Consider the following 20,931-nt stretch of genomic DNA (forward strand, 5'->3'; position numbering starts at 1 on the left):
CTTCAACTATTTACAGAGTTACACTTGCGTCATATTTGGCTTTTTATCTGCGTTAGCTGCACTTATTCCGACGTGCCGGCTCAGGGGCATCACATAGTAGGCTATGCTCAGGAGTCGCGAAAACTTGTTGCCTTGTCAAAGTAACAATTACTTAGTGAAAGCTGCTGAGAAAATATAATGTAGAAGGTGAGTGGTTTTGGCTGCTCACCTTTTTCTTTAATAGAAAGGTTTAAAGGAACAAAAAATGAGTCATCCAATTGAACAGTTAGAACAAATCATGGCGAAGCTGCGTGACCCCGAAAACGGTTGCCCTTGGGACTTAAAACAAACCTTTGACACCATCGTTCCGCATACAATAGAAGAAACCTACGAGGTGGTGGACGCGATTCAAAATCGAGATTGGCCCAATCTAAAAGAAGAGCTAGGGGATTTGTTGTTTCAGGTGATTTTTTACAGTCAGCTAGCGAAAGAGCAAGAGCTGTTCGACTTTTCGGATGTCGTCGAAACCGTGAACGAAAAACTGACTCGTCGCCACCCGCATGTTTTTTCAGATGTTGAGTTTGAATCTGACGAGGAAATTAACGCGAACTGGGAAGCGGAAAAAGCAAAAGAAAAAGCCCTAGTAGGCAAAGCGGAAGAAAGTATCCTAGACTCAATACCAAACTCTTTACCGGCACTTTCTCGTGCTACAAAAATTCAGAAAAAATGTGCAAAATTTGGGTTTGATTGGGATTCACTTGGCCCGGTTGTCGATAAAGTACGAGAAGAAATTGACGAAGTCATGGAAGAGGCACTGCAAGTTCAGCCCGATGAAGAGAAAGTTGAGTTGGAGCTCGGTGATTTGCTATTTGCGACTGTCAATTTGGCTCGCCACCTTGATAAAAACCCAGAAGTCGCGCTAGGAAAAGCAAACGTAAAGTTTGCGCGACGTTTTAAACAAGTTGAAGGCAAGGTCCAGCAGTCAGGCAAAGTACTTACAGATTGTTCTTTATCAGAACTTGACCATTTTTGGGATGAAGTAAAACAAGAAGAATCGAGGCAGAGGTAAACTGGCAGAATACATAATATAAGGTCAGCTTGTTTGGTTACACGAAACGGACTTTGGGTTGTCTTTGCTCACTTTGATTTGAAGCAAAAAATAAAAAATTACGGTGTGATAGATTTCACGTTGTGGCGGTAAGGAGCTTCTGGTATATTTATCTCCCGTCCAGAAGCACTCCATTTCCCTCATTCAACCAATTTCAGGTTAAACATGACGACAAATTACATTTTTGTTACTGGCGGGGTTGTATCCTCTCTAGGTAAAGGTATTGCAGCAGCATCTCTTGCGGCTATTCTAGAAGCTCGTGGTCTTAAAGTGACTATGATGAAGCTTGACCCTTACATCAACGTTGACCCGGGCACAATGAGCCCTACTCAGCACGGTGAAGTGTTCGTTACAGAAGATGGCGCAGAGACTGACCTTGACCTTGGTCACTACGAGCGTTTCATCCGTACCAAGATGACCAAGCGTAACAACTTCACTGCAGGTCGTGTTTATGCCGACGTACTTCGTAAAGAACGTCGTGGTGACTACCTAGGCGCAACTATTCAAGTTATCCCTCATATCACTAACGCAATCAAAGATCGCGTTATTGCAGGTTCTGAAGGCCATGATGTGGCTATCGTTGAAGTTGGCGGTACTGTTGGTGATATCGAATCACTACCATTTATGGAAGCGATTCGTCAGCTAGCTGTTGAGCTAGGCCGTGAGCGCGCAATGTTCATGCACCTAACACTTGTTCCTTACCTAGCGGCAGCGGGCGAAGTGAAAACTAAGCCGACGCAACACTCAGTAAAAGAACTTCTATCTATCGGTATTCAGCCAGACATCCTAGTTTGCCGTAGCGATCGCGTTATTCCTGCGAATGAGCGTAAAAAAATCGCACTGTTCTGTAATGTTCCAGAAAAAGCAGTAATTTCAATGAAGGATGTAGACTCTATCTACAAGATCCCTCAGTTGATTAAATCTCAAGGGCTAGATGACCTTGTGTGTGCTCGCTTTGGTATTACTGCTCCTGAAGCAGACCTTTCTGAATGGGAACAGGTTATCTACGAAGAAGCAAATCCTACTGGTGAAGTAACCATCGGTATGGTTGGTAAATACATTGAATTACCAGATGCATACAAATCTGTGAACGAAGCGCTTAAACACGCTGGCTTGAAAAACCGCCTAAGCGTCACAATTAAGTATGTAGACTCACAAGATATCGAAACAAAAGGCGTTGAACTTCTAGAAGGTTTGGACGCAATCCTAGTACCAGGTGGCTTCGGCGATCGTGGTATTGAAGGCAAGATACGTGCGGCTCAATATGCACGTGAAAATAACGTGCCTTACCTAGGTATTTGTTTGGGTATGCAAGTTGCACTAATCGAATACGCGCGTAACGTTGCGGGTATGGAAAGTGCACATTCAACAGAATTTAACAAAGAGACTAAGTACCCTGTGGTAGGTTTGATCACAGAGTGGGTAGACGAATCAGGTAGCGTAGAAGAGCGTACTGAAAAGTCTGACCTAGGCGGTACGATGCGTCTTGGTTCACAGCTGTGTCACCTAGAGAAAGGGACTAAAGCTCGTGAACTGTACGGTAGCGCGACGATCCATGAACGTCACCGTCACCGTTACGAAGTGAATAACGTGCTTCGTCCGCAAATCGAAAAAGCAGGCCTAAAAGTATCAGGTCTATCTGCGGACAAGAAGTTAGTGGAAATGATTGAGAACCCAGCTCACCCATGGTTTGTAGCGGCTCAGTTCCACCCAGAATTCACCTCGACTCCTCGCGATGGACATCCATTGTTTGCAGGTTTTGTTAAGGCTGCGGGCCAAAACGCACGCGGCGAATTCGAGAAGTAAAAGGATACGGGCGGCGGCGAAGGTTGTGCTGCTGCCCTTTAAGATTGACATTTATATTTGAAACGAGAGGAAACATTAATGTCTAAGATCGTTAAAGTTCTAGGTCGTGAAATCATCGACTCACGTGGTAACCCAACTGTAGAAGCTGAAGTACACCTAGAAGGCGGTTTCGTAGGTATGGCGGCAGCTCCATCTGGCGCATCTACTGGTTCTCGCGAAGCTCTTGAGCTACGTGACGGTGACAAAGCACGTTTCCTAGGTAAAGGTGTTCTTAAAGCAGTTGAAGCTGTAAACGGCCCAATCGCTGAAGCTCTAGTTGGCAAAGACGCTAAAGACCAAGCTGCAATCGACGCAGTAATGATCGAACTAGACGGCACTGAAAACAAATCTAAATTCGGTGCTAACGCTATCCTAGCTGTTTCTCTAGCAAACGCTAAAGCTGCTGCTGCTGCGAAAGGCATGCCTCTATACGAGCACATCGCTGAGCTAAACGGCACTGCAGGTCAGTTCTCTATGCCTCTACCAATGATGAACATCATCAACGGTGGTGAGCACGCAGACAACAACGTTGACATCCAAGAGTTCATGATCCAACCAGTTGGCGCTAAGACTCTTAAAGAAGGTCTACGTATCGGTGCAGAAGTATTCCACAACCTAGCTAAAGTTCTTAAGTCTAAAGGCTACAGCACTGCAGTTGGTGATGAAGGTGGTTTCGCTCCTAACCTTAAATCTAACGCTGAAGCTCTAGAAGTTATCGCAGAAGCTGTTGCAGCTGCTGGTTACGAACTAGGTAAAGACGTAACTCTAGCTATGGACTGTGCTGCATCTGAGTTCTTCGACAAAGAAGCTGGCATCTACAACATGAAAGGCGAAGGTAAAACTTTCACTTCTGAAGAGTTCAACCACTACCTAGCTGAGCTAGCTAACCAATTCCCAATCGTTTCTATCGAAGACGGTCTAGACGAGTCTGACTGGGATGGCTTCAAGCACCAAACTGAACTACTAGGTGACAAGCTTCAACTAGTAGGTGACGATCTATTCGTTACTAACACTAAGATCCTTGCTGAAGGTATCGAGAAAGGCGTAGCTAACTCTATCCTTATCAAGTTCAACCAAATCGGTTCTCTAACTGAGACTCTAGCTGCAATCAAGATGGCTAAAGACGCAGGTTACACAGCAGTAATCTCTCACCGTTCTGGCGAAACTGAAGATGCAACTATCGCTGACCTAGCGGTAGGTACAGCTGCAGGTCAAATCAAAACTGGTTCTATGAGCCGTTCTGACCGTGTTGCTAAGTACAACCAGCTAATCCGTATCGAGGAAGCTCTAGGTGAGCGCGCTCCTTTCAACGGTCTTAAAGAAGTTAAAGGTCAAGCTTAATTCTTAATTGAATTAACCGCTTAACTTAAAGCTTTTGAAAACGCCTCGCACTTGCGGGGCGTTTTTTATATGACGGAAGCGCTAAGTGAGCGCGCTCCTCCATGTTTCAAGGAAGCGGTCTTAAAGAAGTTAAAGGTCAAGCTTAATTCTTATTGAGTAAAGTTTCGCTAAATAGCTTTTTGAAACCATCGCTACGGCGGTTTTTTTGTATTTATAAGTTTGTATTTTTGGCTCTTACTTTGGTCATGGGTAAGGAGCGCTTCCTATGAGCTTGTTTCATTTTGCTGCTTATTTCTTGTAAGGAGCGTGTGAGTCTCCCTTTCTCCCCTAGAGGCAACCTCGCATTTATGCTATATATGTCACCTTATCTAATTCCTTCCGGTACAGAATGTTAGCAGCGATATGCGAATCTTTGTTATAGCCCTTACGCTACTGTTTGGCTTGCTTCAATACACTCTATGGTTTGGTAAAAACGGAGTGTCTGACTACTACACAGTAAAAGATGAAATTGAAGTTCAGCAACAAGTGAACAGCAAGCTACAAGCTCGCAACAATGAAATGTTCGCTGAGATTGATGACTTAAGGCAAGGTCTTGATGCGATTGAAGAACGTGCGCGTCATGAGCTCGGTTTAGTTAAAGATGGCGAGACTTTTTACCGCATTATAGGTGAGGAAAACCATTAAAATGTTGGATATGAACTCATCGCATATCGCAATTGTGCCTGCTGCTGGTGTGGGTAGCAGAATGAAGGCAGATCGCCCTAAGCAATATTTATTGATCGAAGGTAAAGCGGTACTGGAACATACCGTAGAGAAACTGCTTTCTCACCCAAATATTTCTAAGGTTGTCGTTGCCGTTACTGACGGCGACCCATATTACCCAGAATTGTCCGTTGCTAAGCACCCAGATGTGATTCGTGTAGCTGGTGGTAAAGAAAGAGCAGACTCTGTGTTATCAGGGCTAAACTATGTCAATGAGCATCTGGAAAGCGAGTGGGTATTAGTTCACGACGCTGCAAGGCCATGTGTATTAACATCCGACATTGACCGTTTGATTGATGTTTGCTGCGCCCACTCAACGGGTGGCATTCTCGCATCTCCTGTGAGAGATACAATGAAGCGAGCAAACGCAGTGCAAGATATCGATCATACGGTAGATAGAGAAGCATTGTGGCATGCACTGACTCCACAAATGTTTAAAACTCAGCAGCTTACTCAAGCACTGGCTGACGCATTAGAACAGGGTGTAACCATTACTGATGAAGCCTCGGCTTTGGAATGGTTAGGCGAGAAGCCAGCCTTAGTTCAAGGGAATGCGAACAATATAAAAATCACTCAGCCAGAAGATCTTGCGTTAGCCGAGTTTTATCTAAGCCGTGAGCGCGGCGAATAAAGAAAGGATAGAAAATGATTCGAATTGGTCATGGTTTCGATGTACATAAATTCGGTGGTGAAGGCCCAGTCATTATTGGTGGTGTAGCAATCCCTTATGAGCAAGGTTTGATTGCTCACTCAGATGGCGATGTAGCGTTGCATGCGTTAACGGATGCTCTGCTGGGCGCGATTGCTGCCGGCGATATTGGTCGTCATTTCCCAGATACGGATGATAAATGGAAAGGCGCAAACAGTCGTGAATTACTGAAAGACGTTTACCGTCGAGTTAAAGAGCAAGGCTACCGTCTTGGCAATGCTGATGTAACCATCATGGCACAAGCGCCTAAAATGGCACCACACATTGACGCAATGTGTGCGGCGATAGCCGAAGACCTAGAAACCGACATTAGTAACATTAACGTAAAAGCGACGACGACAGAACGTCTCGGTTTTACTGGACGCAAAGAAGGCATAGCAACGGAAGCCGTTGTACTTCTGTTTAAGCAATAACTAGCAATTTGCTCCTCTAAGCTGTGATATCAGCGGAAACACATCATGTCAGACATTTTATCTTCATTGGCTTACCTAACGGGTAAGCCAGTTGCATCGGCAAAAATTAAAGCGCAGCCAGAGCATTTTCAGGTTCGCGAAGATTTAGGTTTTGCCTTTACGGGCGAAGGCGAGCACTTAATGGTTCGTATCCGTAAAACGGGCGAGAACACCAGCTTCGTTGCTAACGAGTTAGCAAAAGCCTGTGGTGTTAAGTCGAAAGACGTTAGCTGGGCGGGTCTTAAAGACCGTCATGCGGTGACGGAACAGTGGTTAAGTGTCCATTTACCAAAAGGTGAAACGCCAGATTTTTCAGCGTTTTTGGCTCAATACCCAAGTATCGAAATCCTTGCAACAGATCGTCACAATAAAAAACTGCGTCCTGGTGACCTAGTAGGGAACGAGTTCGTGGTTACTTTGTCTGAAGTGACAGATATAGCGGATGTAGAGCAACGTCTTGAAAAAGTGAAACAAGTTGGCGTGCCAAACTACTTTGGTAGTCAGCGTTTTGGTAACGATGGCAACAACCTTGAAGAAGCACGTCGATGGGGACGCGAAAACGTTCGTACCCGCAATCAAAACAAGCGAAGCATGTATTTATCAGCGGCTCGTTCGTGGATTTTCAACCGCATCGTTTCAGCTCGTCTAGAGAATGGTGTGTTTGATAAGTTCATTGATGGTGACATTGCACAGACGAATTCTGGCACTCAGTTGATTGATGCAAACAACATCACTGATTTGCAAGTACAATTTGCACAAGGTGAAGCGGCAATTACCGCTGCGCTTGCTGGCGATAATGCACTGCCTACTCAAGCCGAGGCTCTGGCATTAGAGCAACCGTTTTTAGACGAAGAGCCTGACCTCATGGCGCTGATTCGTGGTAATCGCATGCGCCACGATCGTCGCGATATTGCGCTGAAGCCAAAAGATTTAGCTTGGACGGTTGAAGGTAACAACATTACGCTGACTTTCTCACTGGATGCGGGATCTTTTGCGACCTCTATTGTTCGTGAGTTAGTTAATGAGGTTGAAGTAGAAAGAGAATACTAATGGAACAGGATTCACGAAACCCGAAGCCCTTAAGAGTCTTAATCAGCAATGATGATGGTGTTCATGCACAAGGGATTCATGCCCTCGCTGATGAGTTGAGAGATATCGCCGAAGTGACCATTGTCGCACCTGATCGAAATCGTTCAGGTGCTTCGAATTCACTCACATTAGAACAACCATTACGCGTGACTGAAATTGCCCCAAATATCTACTCAGTGCAAGGCACGCCCACGGATTGTGTGCATTTCGCGCTGAATGAGCTAATGAAAGATGATTTGCCTGATCTTGTTCTGTCAGGAATCAACCATGGCGCTAATTTGGGTGATGATGTTCTTTATTCTGGAACAGTAGCAGCCGCCATGGAAGGTCATTTCCTTGGCGTTCAGTCGGTGGCTTTTTCACTAGTGGGTAAGCGACATTTCGAATCCGCCGCTAAAATTGCACGTCAAATTGTACAACAGCATTTAGCGTCGCCGATTCCAACGAATCGTCTACTGAACGTAAACGTGCCTGACTTACCATCAGAGAATTTAGGTGAAATTGAAGTTACGCGTTTAGGTGCACGTCATCACGCAGAGAATATGATCAAGCAGAAAGATCCGAGAGGCCATGACATTTATTGGTTAGGGCCACCAGGAAAGGAGCAAGATGCAGGAGAGGGCACGGACTTTTATGCAATTGAGCATGGCCGAGTTTCAATGACGCCTCTGCAAGTTGATCTCACCGCTCACGAGTCGCTGCGTGCTATGGATAGTTGGTTAAAGGAAGAGAAGTAATGAGTAACCCACATGCTGACAGGTTGATAGCGTTTCTTATCTCCAGTGGCATCAAAGACCAAAGAGTTCTGGATGCTATCCAACGCTTGCCACGAGAAAGCTTTGTTTCTCAAGCGATGATGCACCAAGCCTATGATAACAATGCGTTACCAATTGGTCAGGGACAAACTATTTCTCAGCCTTATATCGTTGCTCGTATGACCGAGTTGCTTGAGCTAGAGCCGGCGAGTCGTGTTCTGGAAATCGGAACGGGATCGGGTTATCAAACCGCGGTACTGGCGCAAATTGTTGATCATGTATACTCCGTTGAGCGAATTAAATCGTTGCAATGGGAAGCAAAGCGTCGCCTGAAGCAATTGGATATCTACAATGTTTCAACTAAGCATGCTGATGGGTGGCAGGGCTGGGAAGCGCGAGGTCCTTTCGATGCTATCATTGTTACCGCTGCCGCTGAAGTGATTCCCCAAGCTCTTCTCTCACAATTAAGAGATGGCGGCAAAATGGTCATTCCTGTTGGAGATACGGAGCAACAGTTATTAAAAATAGAGCGTAAGGGAGACGAATATCTCTCTACCGTTGTAGAAATGGTTCGGTTCGTACCTCTGGTTGCGGGTGATTTAGCTTAAGGGTTAGGGATAGGTGAATAAGTTACTACGTCATATTGGTATTAGCTTTGTGTTTGCTGCAGGACTAGTTGGTTGTGCAGCGCATTCCCCTGCACCTGTCTCTAGCCTAAAAAAAGACTATTCAAGCCTTGAAAGAGGGAGTTACAGAGGGAGTTATTATGAGGTAAAAAAAGGCGATACGCTTTACTTCATAGCTTATGTCACAGATAAAGATGTAAATGATCTTGTTCGTTACAATGAGTTAACTCAGCCTTACACTATCTACCCAGGACAGAGGCTAAAACTTTGGGCTCCGAAATATGTCGCCCCTAAATATGGTCAAAAAGTTGAACCCGTTGTGGCTCCTGTTGTTACGACCCCCCCAGCTCCAGTGACGAAAACATCAACAGCCTCTAAACCTAAACCTTCGAGTAAAAACTCTAGTCAAAAACCTACAGAGACTAAGCCTAAAGTCGTACAAAAACAGCCTCCAAAGAAGGTTGAACAATCGAAAACAAAGGAGTATGTTGGTTCAAAAGATAACCAAAAAGTGAAGCAAAAAGCGCCAACTACCACAGCAAAGAGTGATAAAGTCTCAAAGTGGTTGTGGCCAACAAAAGGGAGAGTAATCAAGAACTTTTCGGCGGGAGAACAGGGAAATAAAGGTATCGACATCGCAGGACAGCGTGGTCAACCTATCGTTTCAACCGCAGCCGGCACAGTCGTTTATTCAGGCAATGCGCTACGAGGTTATGGCAACTTAATTATAGTAAAGCATAACGACAATTATTTAAGCGCATACGCACATAATGACAAACTGCTGGTCACAGAAGGACAAAGCGTAAAAAGCGGACAAAAAATCGCCACCATGGGTAGTTCAGGTGCAAAGTCGGTCAAACTACACTTTGAAATTCGCTATCAAGGTAAATCAGTGAATCCAAAACGCTATTTGCCTTAAAACTTTGAAAAACAACTTGCGACATCATTTAGCGACATATTGAGTTGTCATGTCTTGCTAACTCGCCAGGGGGAGGCGTTATGAGTATCAGCAACACAGTAACCAAAGTTGAAGAGTTTGCATTTGACAATGCGTCAGTGAAGACCATTGATAACGAACTCGAAAGATCATCATCCACAGAAAGCAAAGCGACTGCGCGTGAAGAATTTGACGCGAGCAGTAAAAGCTTAGATGCAACTCAGTTGTATTTGGGCGAAATTGGCTTCTCACCTTTACTTACTGCCGAAGAAGAAGTGCTTTACGCAAGACGCGCCCTACGTGGCGACGAAGCGGCACGCAAACGTATGATCGAAAGTAACCTACGTTTGGTTGTTAAGATTTCTCGTCGATACAGTAACCGTGGTCTAGCACTACTCGATCTGATTGAAGAAGGTAACCTCGGCTTGATCCGAGCGGTCGAAAAATTCGACCCAGAACGTGGTTTCCGTTTCTCTACTTACGCAACGTGGTGGATCCGACAAACGATAGAGCGAGCGTTGATGAACCAAACTCGCACGATCCGTCTACCTATCCACGTAGTGAAAGAGCTGAACATTTATCTGCGTACTGCGCGTGAACTTTCTCAAAAGCTCGATCACGAACCGACCGCAGAAGAAATTGCTGCTCAATTAGATATTCCAGTCGAAGACGTAAGCAAAATGTTACGCCTTAATGAGCGTATTAGCTCTGTCGACACGCCAATCGGTGGTGACGGTGAGAAAGCGCTGCTGGATATTATTCCTGATGCAAACAACTCTGATCCAGAAGTTTCGACTCAAGATGACGACATCAAATCATCGTTGATTCATTGGTTAGAAGAGTTGAATCCGAAACAGAAAGAAGTGCTTGCACGTCGCTTCGGCCTACTAGGCTACGAGCCTTCGACGCTGGAAGAAGTTGGTCGAGAGATTGGCCTGACACGTGAGCGAGTACGTCAAATACAAGTGGAAGGTTTGCGTCGTCTTCGTGAAGTCCTAATCAAACAAGGTTTGAATATGGAAAACTTGTTTAACGTAGAAGACGATTAAATAATCCGTATTCCACTAGATACGCAAAAGGCTATGGTTCCCCATAGCCTTTTTTCTTTTTTGCTCCTTGGTGTGAGTCTATTTACAGCATCCTTTTCAAGCGATACAGCTCTTCAAGAGCTTGGCGTGGCGTTAAGTCGTCAGGATCAATACCTGACAGAGCTTGTTCGACCTCGCTAGGCTCTGGAATCAGGCTCAACTGGTTAGCCACATCTACTGCACTTGGACGCGGTGTGTCACTGTTTTGCCCCAGTTGCTCTAGCTGAGATAGCTTGTTACGCGCATTTTTGATGACCGTTTTTGGTACGCCAGCTAAGCCCGCAACAGCCAAGCCGTAAGACTTACTTGCCGCACCTTCTTGAACTGCGTGCATAAAGGCAATGCTGTCTCCATGTTCTACGGCATCCAAGTGAACGTTCGCTAAGCTTGGCAGTTGGTTCGGTAACTCTGTTAATTCGAAGTAGTGAGTTGCAAATAGGGTCATCGCACCAATTTGTGTTGCGAGCCATTCCGCACTTGCCCAAGCTAAAGAGAGACCGTCGTAAGTACTAGTACCGCGTCCGATTTCATCCATTAGCACCAAACTGTTCTTAGTTGCGTTGTGAAGAATATTGGCTGTTTCGGTCATTTCTACCATGAAGGTCGAGCGGCCAGATGCAAGATCATCTGACGCACCAATACGAGTAAATATACGATCTAAAGAACCAATCTGTGCGGATTCTGCCGGTACATAAGAGCCGATATGTGCCATCAATGCAATCAGCGCAGTTTGACGCATGTAGGTTGATTTACCACCCATGTTTGGACCGGTGATGATCAACATCTTACGGGCTGGGTTAAGCTCAATTGGGTTCGCGATGAACGGCTCTGTTGTTACTTGTTCTACGACTGGATGACGACCAGCTTGAATGTGAATTCCTGCGTCTTTCACAAGCGTTGGGCGGCAGTAATCTAACGAATCTGCACGCTCTGCTAGGTTTTGTAATACATCCAGTTGAGACAGGGCAGAAGCTAGGTTTTGCAGCTTCTCAAGGTTTGGCATCAATAGATCAAACAGTTCTTCCCACAACTGTTTCTCAAGTGCTAACGCTTTAGATTTCGAGTTAAGTACTTTGTCTTCGTGTTCCTTAAGCTCTGGGATGATGTAGCGTTCAGCGTTTTTGAGTGTTTGGCGACGTACATAATGCGGTGGAACCAAATGGCTCTGGCCACGGCTTACTTGGATAAAGAAGCCATGAACGTTGTTGTAGCCTACTTTAAGCGTATCGATACCGTGTCGTTCACGCTCATCTCGCTCAAGCTGCTCAAGATATTCTGTTGCACCGTCTGCCAATTTTCGCCATTCATCGAGCTCCGCATTGTAGCCTTCAGCGATGACGCCACCATCACGAATAACAACCGGCGGATTTTCTTTAATCGCGCGCTCTAACAGGTCACATACTTCGTCAATCGGAGCTGCATACTTCGCCAATTTCGTTAGGTACGGATGGGTCAAAGAAGCGGTGACAGATTCTAGCTCTGGTAGCTGTTGCATGGCATTGCGAAGTCTAGCCATATCGCGAGGGCGAGCAGAGCGTAATGCAAGGCGCGCTAAGATACGTTCAATATCACCAATTTGCTTTAACGTTGGTTGAAGATCAGCAAACAGAGCTTGTTCTTTAATCTCACCAATCGCATCAAGGCGATTGTTTAACGTTTCAATGCAACGCATAGGCTGATGCAACCAACGCTTCAGCATTCGGCTGCCCATCGGAGTTGCACAATGGTCGAGTACTGCAGCGAGCGTGTTATCGGTTCCGCCTGCTAGATTTTGAGTAATTTCCAGATTACGTCGGGTAGCAGCATCAAGGATGACGGATTGATCCTGATGATCAAACGTTAAAGAGCGAATATGAGGTAAAGCCGTACGTTGAGTATCTTTTACGTACTGGATCAAACAACCAGCAGCACATAACCCTAAGGACGCATGTTCTACACCAAAACCAACCAGATCTTTTGTGCCAAATTGTTGATTGAGTTGTTGCTTAGCCGTATCAAGCTCAAACTCCCAGACTGGGCGACGACGGTTACCATTGCGGCTCGCCATTAAATGTACAGGTTCAAAATCTTCTGGGAACAGTAGCTCACGTGGTGCGGTACGTTGAAGCTCGGCTGTCATCGCTTCTTCAGTTTCTGGTTCTGTCAGTTGGAAGCGACCAGAGGTGACATCCAGCGTCGCATAACCGAACTTACCGTTGTGATGGTAAATTGCTGCGATTAAGTTATCGACACGCTCAGAAAGCAGCGCCTCATCCGTCACTGTACCTGGTGTCACGATACGCACAACTTTACGTTCTACTGGGCCCTTGCTGGTGGCCGGATCGCCAATCTGTTCACAGATCGCCACAGACTCACCAAGCTGAACAAGTTTTGCCAGGTAGCCCTCTACGGCGTGAAATGGCACACCCGCCATTGGGATAGGTTCACCTGCAGACGCACCACGTTTGGTCAATGAAATATCAAGAAGCTGAGAAGCTCGCTTGGCATCATCGTAAAAGAGTTCGTAGAAATCGCCCATGCGGTAGAACAGCAAAATCTCTGGGTTCTCAGCTTTTAGCTTGAGGTATTGCTGCATCATCGGAGTGTGTTTTTGTTCAGCTTTCACAGGTAAGTTCTTTTGTTTATTTCCGTAGCGGCTTAGGATACGTGAATCCCTATCAAGTAAAAAGAGACAAAGGGCATTTTGGCTATGGAAAAAACAACAAAATTGAGTGCCGATTTAGGCGCATTATTGGCTAAACACGGGCATCTTTTAACGACCGCAGAATCATGCACTGGTGGTGGTGTTGCAACCGCCATTACTGACATTGCTGGTAGTTCAGCGTGGCTTGACCGTGCGTTTGTCACCTACAGTAATGAAGCGAAAATGGAGATGCTTGGTGTGCAAGCTTCAACGTTAGAAGCGCATGGTGCAGTGAGTGAGCCAGTTGTGATTGAAATGGTGCAGGGTGCAATTAAAAACTCCAATGCGACCATCGGTGTGTCCATCAGTGGTATTGCAGGGCCGGGTGGTGGCAGTGAAGAGAAACCAGTCGGCATGGTCTGCTTTGCTTTTGCTGATAACCAAAGTTGGCAGCAAGTCGAAACCATGCATTTTACTGGTGACCGTGCAGAAGTTCGCAAAAAAGCGGTCGAGCATGCGCTGACTCAATTGTATCAACATCTACTCTAGAATTTCTTAAATTGTTTTAGCCCAGCATTGATAAGGGCTAGAGCAAATCACGACTTTAGGTCAGCCAAATTTTTTTCATACAGGTATGGACACTGTATGAATCAACAGTATAATAACTTTCATTGCTGAGCAGTTCTTCTGCTTAAGAAAAATGAATTACTATTCGTCGCCCAAAGAAGATGAATAAATCGGAGAAAGTAATGGACGAGAACAAACAGAAAGCGCTCGCCGCTGCGCTAGGTCAAATTGAAAAGCAATTCGGTAAAGGCTCTATCATGCGCCTTGGTGATAACCGCGCAATGGACGTAGAAACCATCTCAACGGGTTCTCTTTCTCTTGATATCGCTTTGGGTGCTGGTGGTCTACCAATGGGTCGTATCGTAGAAATCTACGGCCCAGAATCTTCAGGTAAAACAACATTAACCCTTGAGCTTATTGCTGCTGCGCAACGTGAAGGCAAAACGTGTGCGTTTATCGATGCAGAGCACGCTCTAGATCCTGTATACGCGAAGAAACTTGGCGTAGATATCGATGCATTGCTGGTTTCTCAGCCAGACACAGGTGAGCAAGCGCTAGAGATCTGTGACGCACTTGCACGTTCTGGTGCTATCGATGTTATGGTTGTCGACTCTGTTGCAGCGCTAACACCGAAAGCAGAAATCGAAGGCGAAATGGGCGATAGCCACATGGGTCTGCAAGCACGTATGCTTTCTCAAGCAATGCGTAAGCTAACGGGTAACCTAAAGCAGTCTAACTGTATGTGTATCTTCATCAACCAAATCCGTATGAAGATTGGTGTGATGTTTGGTAACCCAGAAACAACAACAGGTGGTAACGCACTTAAGTTCTACGCTTCTGTTCGTCTAGATATCCGTCGTACTGGCGCAATCAAAGAAGGTGACGAAGTCGTAGGTAACGAAACGCGCATCAAAGTTGTTAAGAATAAGATTGCAGCACCATTTAAAGAAGCAAACACACAAATCATGTACGGCCAAGGCTTTAACCGCGAAGGTGAACTTGTCGATCTAGGTGTGAAGCACAAGTTAGTTGAAAAAGCCGGTGCTTGGTATAGCTACAATGGCGATAAGATTGGTCAAGGTAAAGCGAATGCGTGTAACTACCTGCGTGAGCATCCTGAAGTGGCTAAAACTATCGATACAAAACTGCGTGAAATGTTGCTAGCGCCAGCACTTGCGGAAGCGCCTGAAGCTGGTGAAGCGCCAGAGCAAGCTGAAGAGTTTTAATCTCTCATAGATTAATAAATGACAAAGCCCTGCAATGCGGGGCTTTGTTGTATCTATTGAAATCAAAAATCGAATTATCACAAAGGCCATTGAGAGCCTGTACAGCAAAAATACTTTTAGGATCATCATGTACCAAAAACGCCAGGCGCCAACATTATCGAGCAAAGAGGCAGCTATCCAATTGCTTAGCCGTCGCGATCATGGTCAGTATGAGCTTTACCAAAAATTATCGATGAAGGGCTATGAAGAATCAGACATCGACATCGCAATTAATTTTTGCCTAGACCATAACTATTTAGATGATTTACGTTACGCGAAGAGTCAAATTAGACAGCATGTATACAAAGGACATGGAGAGCGTCGAATTCGTCAAGAGTTAAACCAGAAGCGTGTTGCGGAATCGGTGATTGAGCAAGCTATGGCTGAAGAGCCGCAAGATTGGTTTGAACTGGCTAAACAGGCGGCAGAAAAGAAATTCAAAGGTATTAAAGCCAAAGACCAAAAAGAGTACGCAAAACAAGTTCGTTTTCTGCAATATCGTGGCTACAGTTTTGACCAAATCAGCTACGCGCTGAGCTTTGAGGACGAAGATTAACGGTCAGTCGTTCGCACTGATTTTTGTTTTGCTTCAAATTTTTTCTCCTACTCCCTCTTTTCCTCAAGAAAACTAGTCTCAGCTGTTTGCATGATCTACAATACGGCAAAATTCTAACTCGACTATTTTCAGGAAGAGCTGCATGTACATGAGCACTGATGAGGTTCGTAACGCGTTCCTCAAGTTCTTTGAGAGCAAAGGACACCAAATCGTAGAAAGTTCATCGTTAGTTCCACATAACGACCCAACCCTGCTGTTCACAAACGCAGGTATGAACCAATTTAAAGATTGTTTCTTAGGCTTAGAAAAACGAGCCTACACTCGAGCGACTACGGCTCAGCGTTGCGTACGTGCAGGTGGTAAACATAACGACCTAGAAAATGTTGGCTTCACTGCTCGTCACCACACATTCTTTGAAATGTTAGGCAACTTCAGCTTTGGCGATTACTTCAAAGAAGATGCGATCTCCTTTGCTTGGGAATTCCTAACCGAAGTTCTTAAACTGCCAGCGGATCGTTTATTGGTAACTGTTTACGAAACCGATGACGAAGCGTTTGACATCTGGAACAAGAAAGTTGGCGTACCCGCTGATCGTATTGTTCGCATTGGTGATAAAGAAGGCGGCAAGCCGTACGAGTCTGATAACTTCTGGCAAATGGGCGACACTGGCCCTTGTGGTCCATGTACTGAAATCTTCTACGATCACGGTGAGCACATCTGGGGTGGCCGTCCTGGCACGCCTGAAGAAGATGGTGACCGTTTCATCGAGATCTGGAACAACGTATTCATGCAGTTCAACCGTCACGCAGACGGCACTATGGAACCGCTACCAAAACCATCGGTAGATACTGGTATGGGTATCGAGCGTATCTCTGCAATCATGCAGGGCGTTCACTCAAACTACGAAATCGATGTATTCCAAGCTCTTATCAAAGCAGCAGCAGAAGTGATCGGTTACGAAGACCTATCAAACCAATCACTACGCGTTATCGCTGACCACATCCGTTCATGTTCATTCCTGATCGTGGATGGTGTTATGCCTTCAAACGAAGGTCGAGGTTACGTATTACGCCGTATCATCCGTCGTGCAGTTCGTCACGGTAACAAGCTGGGCGCACAAGGTGCATTCTTCCACAAGTTGGTTGGCGTTCTAGCTGACATCATGGGTACGGCTGGTGAAGAGCTGAAGCGTCAACAAGCTGTGGTTGAAAAAGTACTGCGTATCGAAGAAGAAAACTTTGGTCGTACACTTGAGCGCGGTATGGCGATTCTAAACGAAGCACTAGATAACCTAGACGGTAAAGTACTAGACGGCGAAACCGTATTTAAACTTTACGATACTTACGGCTTCCCAGCTGACTTAACTAACGACGTAGCACGTGAGCGTGAGTTCGCAATCGACGAAGAAGGTTTCGAGAAAGCGATGGAAGAGCAGCGTCAACGTGCGCGTGAAGCGGGTAACTTCGGTACTGACTATAACGCAGCAATCAAAGTTGATACGCAAACAGAATTCTGTGGTTACACAGGTACTAAAGGCTCTAGTTCTGTAGCAGCGATGTTCGTTGAAGGCAACGAAGTAGATTCGCTATCTGCGGGCGACAAAGCAATCATCGTACTTGGTGAAACACCATTCTACGCAGAGTCAGGCGGTCAGTGTGGTGACGCTGGTGAAATCCGTACTGAGTCTGGTGTATTCCGCGTTGAGGACACTCAAAAACTAGGTAACGCAATCGCGCACCACGGTGTAATGGCAGAAGGCGTTCTAGCGAAAGGTGATGAAGTAGCAACTATCGTTGACGCAGAGCGTCGCGCAGCTATCTCTCTAAACCACTCAGCAACGCACTTGCTACACGCAGCACTACGCCAAGTTTTAGGTGAGCACGTAACGCAGAAAGGCTCATTGGTGAAGGCAGACAACCTACGTTTCGACTTCTCACACCTAGAAGCCGTAACTGCAGCAGAACTGAAAGAAGTTGAGCGTCTAGTTAACGCGCAAATTCGTCGCAACCACACGATTGAAACCAACGTGATGGACATTGAGTCTGCTAAGAAGAAAGGCGCAATGGCACTGTTTGGTGAGAAGTACGATGACGAAGTACGCGTACTGTCTATGGGTGACTTCTCGACAGAGCTTTGCGGTGGTATTCACGCATCAAGCACAGGTGATATTGGCCTATTCAAAATCACTTCAGAAAGCGGCATTGCTGCAGGTATTCGACGTATTGAGGCGGTAACAGGCGAGGCTGCATTAGACGCGATTGAAGCTCAAAACGCGAAGTACGAAGAGAAACTGGCAGAATCTGCACAGAAAGCAAAAGCGCTAGAGAAAGAAGTACAGAAGCTAAAAGATAAGATGGCGGCAGCAGAAAGCGCTAACATCATGGGCAAAGCGGTTGAAGTCAATGGTACAAAAGTTCTAGTCGCAGCTCTTGAAGGCGCTGACAGCAAGAACCTACGTACTATGGTTGATGACATCAAGAACCAAATGGGGTCTGGTGTCGTACTGCTTGCTAACGTAACAGGTGACAAGGTTGGCCTGATTGCTGGTGTGACTAAAGATCTAACTGGTAAAGTAAAAGCTGGTGATCTAGTTAAGATGATTGCTGAGCAAGTCGGTGGTAAGGGCGGTGGTCGTCCTGACATGGCTCAAGCTGGTGGTACTGATGTAGCCGCACTACCAGAGGCAATTAAAACAGTTCAGCCTTGGTTAGAAGAGCGCTTATAAGCTTTTAACTACTAAAATTACGCTCAATCAAGTTTCTTTGATTGAGCGTAATTTTTTTTAGCAGCCAAGTGGTTTAATTGACCAAAAGTTAACCGAGTCATTTAGGCTATTTGGTTTTTGTTGTAACTACTGCTTATATAATTTTTCTAAAAGGAAATACTGACGATGTAAGCAGTTCTAAAGAGACTTCGGTCTTGGGAAGGTGAAGACTGGTGAAAAAGCCCCTTATCGTGCAAAAGTTTGGCGGAACCTCCGTGGGTTCAATTGAAAGAATCCACCAAGTTGCTGAACACATCATTAAGGCGAAAAATGATGGCAATCAAGTTGTTGTTGTCGTGTCTGCAATGTCAGGCGAAACAAACAGACTGATGGACCTCGCTAAACAGATAGATAGCGTGCCTACAGCTCGAGAACTTGATGTTTTGCTCTCTGCTGGTGAGCAAGTGTCAATGGCACTGTTAGCAATGACACTCAATAAATTGGGTCATGCTGCACGCTCGCTTACCGGAGCACAGGCGAATATTGTGACGGATAATCAACACAATGACGCAACGATTAAACACATTGATACTAAGACAATTCTGGGATTGCTTGAGCAAGACCAAATCGTGATTGTTGCAGGCTTTCAAGGTGTGAATGAGAACGGGGATATCACCACATTAGGTCGAGGTGGCTCAGATACGAGCGCAGTGGCACTGGCAGGCGCATTGCGCGCTGATGAGTGTCAAATCTTTACCGACGTTGATGGTATTTATACTTGTGACCCACGTGTAGTGAAAAACGCGCGAAAATTGGCGGTTATCGATTTTCCTTCCATGGAAGCGATGGCAAGCCGAGGCGCGAAAGTATTACATTTACCTTCAGTGCAATTTGCATGGAAGAATAATGTGCCACTGCGCGTGCTTTCGACATTTGATGTTAATGAAGGCAGTCTGGTAAAGGGGGAGTTAGGCAATCAAGCCGTCTCTGGTATAGCCATTCAACGTGACCTTGCCATAATCGAAGTCGATAAAGAACATTTATCTAGTGCTACAAAACAATGTCAGATGTTGGGTATCGACATTTGGAATGTGATCGAGGAAACAGAACGGGCAGGTATCATGATAAAACAAGATGCATGTGCCAAGTTCGATCTGGTGTTCAGCGACAAAATCCGTAATAGTGAAGTGGTAAGCCTGTTGACCGCAGTGGGGCTTGAGGCCAATGGAATGGTAGAGCACGCATGCGATTTGTTGGCAAAGCGAGATATTGAGATCAATTTCAGCGCAACGAATGCACTCACTATGATGCTAGTTTTAGCACCCGAATGTGTGGATACAGCAGCAAACATTCTGCATGATGCTTACATTACGTCTAGTGAAGCATTAAACATTCAATAAAAACATGCCTTTTTAGGCTGATTTTCGCTAACAAGGTAGTTTACGAAAATATAACTTTTGTTGGATAATAGCTTTGTAGCAAGAAAATTTAGAGATTACTCAAGGAGCAAAGAATGCTAATTTTGACTCGCCGCGTAGGCGAAACACTGATGATTGGTGATGAAGTGACTGTAACTGTACTAGGTGTTAAAGGTAACCAAGTGCGTATCGGCGTTAACGCTCCGAAAGAGGTTTCAGTTCACCGTGAAGAAATCTACATGCGCATTCAAGCTGAAAAAGGCAATGGCAACGTTGCTTCAGGTAACTACTAAGTCGCTCCTGTTTACAGAGCTTAGTTTGAATGAAAAAGGCTAACCGAAGGGTTGGCCTTTTTAGTTTTTACTGTTTTTGAAAATTTGCAGAAACTATTGTGTTGAGTATGGCTGTGAATTCATCAATAATGTTGATTCGAACTTCAGAAAGTTATTTGAAAATAAATGTCTTTTTTTCAGAGAAGACTCTCTTTTTTTCATCATAATAGAGTGATAAAGTTCGTTTAATAGTCACTTTGATTAAATCAGCAACGGTTAAGCCAGTTTCGTAGATTTTTTTCAAAGAAAGTGTTTGACATATTTTCGGTAAAACGTAATATGTGCCTCCGCAAGACGGTGAGGTGGCCGAGAGGCTGAAGGCGCTCCCCTGCTAAGGGAGTATACGGTTTATCCCGTATCGAGGGTTCGAATCCCTCCTTCACCGCCATTCTTGCAACGTTGATTTATCAACAAAAAGTGCGTCCTTAGCTCAGCTGGATAGAGTACCTGGCTACGAACCAGGCGGTCGGAGGTTCGAATCCTCCAGGACGCGCCATATCTCTTTTGAGATATAACAATGAAAACGGTGAGGTGGCCGAGAGGCTGAAGGCGCTCCCCTGCTAAGGGAGTATACGGTTTATCCCGTATCGAGGGTTCGAATCCCTCCTTCACCGCCATTCATTGACTGGCCCGATGGCCTTTTTTTTGTTTCGTAAGAAATGAATGTGATTTACTTCACAACTTCTTAGCAAGAAGATCTGCGCGTCCTTAGCTCAGCTGGATAGAGTACCTGGCTACGAACCAGGCGGTCGGAGGTTCGAATCCTCCAGGACGC

At 45.5% G+C, this 20,931-nt stretch carries 18 protein-coding genes and 4 tRNA genes; 21 read left to right on the forward strand and 1 reads right to left on the reverse strand.

Going from position 1 to position 20,931, the window contains the following annotated elements; genetic code table 11:
- Positions 1 to 244: 244 nt before the first annotated feature.
- The 11 genes from mazG to rpoS all read left to right on the forward strand — a co-directional run bounded on the left by mazG (position 245) and on the right by rpoS (position 10,652).
- Entirely contained in the window at positions 245 to 1,048 is an 804-nt protein-coding gene (gene mazG / locus R7Z49_RS12470; protein WP_005383780.1) for a nucleoside triphosphate pyrophosphohydrolase, read from the forward strand.
- Positions 1,049 to 1,252: 204 nt separating this feature from the next.
- Complete coding sequence (locus tag R7Z49_RS12475) at positions 1,253 to 2,893, forward strand: CTP synthase (RefSeq protein WP_005380911.1); 1,641 nt, start codon at positions 1,253 to 1,255, stop codon at positions 2,891 to 2,893.
- Positions 2,894 to 2,971: 78 nt separating this feature from the next.
- On the forward strand, positions 2,972 to 4,273 hold the full coding sequence (gene eno, locus R7Z49_RS12480; protein WP_005383785.1) for a phosphopyruvate hydratase: 1,302 nt from the start codon (positions 2,972 to 2,974) through the stop codon (positions 4,271 to 4,273).
- Between the two features lie 402 nt (positions 4,274 to 4,675).
- A complete protein-coding gene (gene ftsB, locus R7Z49_RS12485) occupies positions 4,676 to 4,957 on the forward strand; it encodes a cell division protein FtsB (RefSeq protein WP_005380907.1) in 282 nt (93 codons plus the stop codon).
- 1 nt (position 4,958) lies between these two features.
- A complete protein-coding gene (gene ispD, locus R7Z49_RS12490) occupies positions 4,959 to 5,666 on the forward strand; it encodes a 2-C-methyl-D-erythritol 4-phosphate cytidylyltransferase (RefSeq protein WP_054701898.1) in 708 nt (235 codons plus the stop codon).
- A gap of 14 nt (positions 5,667 to 5,680) precedes the next feature.
- A complete protein-coding gene (ispF, locus tag R7Z49_RS12495) occupies positions 5,681 to 6,157 on the forward strand; it encodes a 2-C-methyl-D-erythritol 2,4-cyclodiphosphate synthase (RefSeq protein ID WP_005380896.1) in 477 nt (158 codons plus the stop codon).
- 45 nt (positions 6,158 to 6,202) lie between these two features.
- The gene (gene truD, locus R7Z49_RS12500) at positions 6,203 to 7,246 is read left to right on the forward strand and encodes a tRNA pseudouridine(13) synthase TruD (protein ID WP_033907437.1); all 1,044 of its coding nucleotides are present in this window, start codon (positions 6,203 to 6,205) and stop codon (positions 7,244 to 7,246) included.
- Positions 7,246 to 8,022: a 5'/3'-nucleotidase SurE gene (gene surE, locus R7Z49_RS12505; protein ID WP_005380894.1), complete on the forward strand. Its 777-nt coding sequence runs from the start codon at positions 7,246 to 7,248 to the stop codon at positions 8,020 to 8,022. Before truD ends, surE begins: the two co-directional genes overlap by 1 nt.
- Complete coding sequence (locus R7Z49_RS12510) at positions 8,022 to 8,648, forward strand: protein-L-isoaspartate(D-aspartate) O-methyltransferase (protein WP_005380892.1); 627 nt, start codon at positions 8,022 to 8,024, stop codon at positions 8,646 to 8,648. Before surE ends, R7Z49_RS12510 begins: the two co-directional genes overlap by 1 nt.
- A 13-nt stretch (positions 8,649 to 8,661) precedes the next feature.
- Positions 8,662 to 9,585, forward strand: coding sequence for a peptidoglycan DD-metalloendopeptidase family protein (locus tag R7Z49_RS12515; protein WP_017633546.1), 924 nt, complete (start codon positions 8,662 to 8,664; stop codon positions 9,583 to 9,585).
- Positions 9,586 to 9,665: 80 nt separating this feature from the next.
- The gene (rpoS, locus tag R7Z49_RS12520; RefSeq protein WP_005380887.1) at positions 9,666 to 10,652 is read left to right on the forward strand and encodes an RNA polymerase sigma factor RpoS; all 987 of its coding nucleotides are present in this window, start codon (positions 9,666 to 9,668) and stop codon (positions 10,650 to 10,652) included.
- 82 nt (positions 10,653 to 10,734) lie between these two features.
- On the opposite strand, the gene mutS is transcribed toward rpoS, so the two are convergent.
- The gene (gene mutS, locus R7Z49_RS12525) at positions 10,735 to 13,296 is read right to left on the reverse strand and encodes a DNA mismatch repair protein MutS (RefSeq protein ID WP_064354301.1); all 2,562 of its coding nucleotides are present in this window, start codon (positions 13,294 to 13,296) and stop codon (positions 10,735 to 10,737) included.
- An 84-nt stretch (positions 13,297 to 13,380) separates the two neighbouring features.
- Between mutS and pncC the strand changes: the two genes are divergently transcribed.
- The 10 genes from pncC to R7Z49_RS12575 all read left to right on the forward strand — a co-directional run bounded on the left by pncC (position 13,381) and on the right by R7Z49_RS12575 (position 20,931).
- Complete coding sequence (pncC, locus tag R7Z49_RS12530; protein ID WP_017633544.1) at positions 13,381 to 13,863, forward strand: nicotinamide-nucleotide amidase; 483 nt, start codon at positions 13,381 to 13,383, stop codon at positions 13,861 to 13,863.
- Positions 13,864 to 14,063: 200 nt separating this feature from the next.
- Positions 14,064 to 15,107 (forward strand): recombinase RecA, encoded by a 1,044-nt coding sequence (gene recA, locus R7Z49_RS12535; RefSeq protein WP_005380874.1) that lies wholly within the window; start codon positions 14,064 to 14,066, stop codon positions 15,105 to 15,107.
- Between the two features lie 127 nt (positions 15,108 to 15,234).
- A complete protein-coding gene (gene recX / locus R7Z49_RS12540) occupies positions 15,235 to 15,702 on the forward strand; it encodes a recombination regulator RecX (RefSeq protein ID WP_017633543.1) in 468 nt (155 codons plus the stop codon).
- Between the two features lie 142 nt (positions 15,703 to 15,844).
- Positions 15,845 to 18,427: an alanine--tRNA ligase gene (gene alaS, locus R7Z49_RS12545; RefSeq protein ID WP_005380872.1), complete on the forward strand. Its 2,583-nt coding sequence runs from the start codon at positions 15,845 to 15,847 to the stop codon at positions 18,425 to 18,427.
- A gap of 212 nt (positions 18,428 to 18,639) precedes the next feature.
- Positions 18,640 to 19,806 carry an aspartate kinase gene (locus R7Z49_RS12550; protein WP_318111702.1) on the forward strand — a complete coding sequence of 389 codons (1,167 nt, stop codon included), beginning with the start codon at positions 18,640 to 18,642 and terminating at the stop codon, positions 19,804 to 19,806.
- A 113-nt stretch (positions 19,807 to 19,919) separates the two neighbouring features.
- Entirely contained in the window at positions 19,920 to 20,117 is a 198-nt protein-coding gene (gene csrA, locus R7Z49_RS12555; RefSeq protein ID WP_004415691.1) for a carbon storage regulator CsrA, read from the forward strand.
- A 335-nt stretch (positions 20,118 to 20,452) separates the two neighbouring features.
- Positions 20,453 to 20,544: transfer RNA gene (locus R7Z49_RS12560), tRNA-Ser, on the forward strand.
- A gap of 31 nt (positions 20,545 to 20,575) precedes the next feature.
- A tRNA-Arg gene (locus R7Z49_RS12565) sits at positions 20,576 to 20,652 on the forward strand.
- Positions 20,653 to 20,681: 29 nt separating this feature from the next.
- Positions 20,682 to 20,773: transfer RNA gene (locus R7Z49_RS12570), tRNA-Ser, on the forward strand.
- Between the two features lie 85 nt (positions 20,774 to 20,858).
- A tRNA-Arg gene (locus tag R7Z49_RS12575) sits at positions 20,859 to 20,931 on the forward strand.

This window comes from Vibrio sp. 1562, from assembly GCF_033340155.1.
Lineage (GTDB): Bacteria > Pseudomonadota > Gammaproteobacteria > Enterobacterales > Vibrionaceae > Vibrio > Vibrio alginolyticus.

Bases quoted from the DNA above. Each gene is read 5' to 3' on its own strand.
- eno (WP_005383785.1), top strand. From the start codon at position 2,972: ATGTCTAAGATCGTTAAAGTTCTAGGTCGTGAAATCATCGACTCACGT.
- csrA (WP_004415691.1), top strand. From the start codon at position 19,920: ATGCTAATTTTGACTCGCCGCGTAGGCGAAACACTGATGATTGGTGAT.
- R7Z49_RS12475 (WP_005380911.1), top strand. From the start codon at position 1,253: ATGACGACAAATTACATTTTTGTTACTGGCGGGGTTGTATCCTCTCTA.
- surE (WP_005380894.1), top strand. From the start codon at position 7,246: ATGGAACAGGATTCACGAAACCCGAAGCCCTTAAGAGTCTTAATCAGC.
- recX (WP_017633543.1), top strand. From the start codon at position 15,235: ATGTACCAAAAACGCCAGGCGCCAACATTATCGAGCAAAGAGGCAGCT.
- ispD (WP_054701898.1), top strand. From the start codon at position 4,959: ATGTTGGATATGAACTCATCGCATATCGCAATTGTGCCTGCTGCTGGT.
- mazG (WP_005383780.1), top strand. From the start codon at position 245: ATGAGTCATCCAATTGAACAGTTAGAACAAATCATGGCGAAGCTGCGT.
- truD (WP_033907437.1), top strand. From the start codon at position 6,203: ATGTCAGACATTTTATCTTCATTGGCTTACCTAACGGGTAAGCCAGTT.
- recA (WP_005380874.1), top strand. From the start codon at position 14,064: ATGGACGAGAACAAACAGAAAGCGCTCGCCGCTGCGCTAGGTCAAATT.
- rpoS (WP_005380887.1), top strand. From the start codon at position 9,666: ATGAGTATCAGCAACACAGTAACCAAAGTTGAAGAGTTTGCATTTGAC.
- pncC (WP_017633544.1), top strand. From the start codon at position 13,381: ATGGAAAAAACAACAAAATTGAGTGCCGATTTAGGCGCATTATTGGCT.
- ispF (WP_005380896.1), top strand. From the start codon at position 5,681: ATGATTCGAATTGGTCATGGTTTCGATGTACATAAATTCGGTGGTGAA.
- ftsB (WP_005380907.1), top strand. From the start codon at position 4,676: ATGCGAATCTTTGTTATAGCCCTTACGCTACTGTTTGGCTTGCTTCAA.
- R7Z49_RS12510 (WP_005380892.1), top strand. From the start codon at position 8,022: ATGAGTAACCCACATGCTGACAGGTTGATAGCGTTTCTTATCTCCAGT.
- alaS (WP_005380872.1), top strand. From the start codon at position 15,845: ATGTACATGAGCACTGATGAGGTTCGTAACGCGTTCCTCAAGTTCTTT.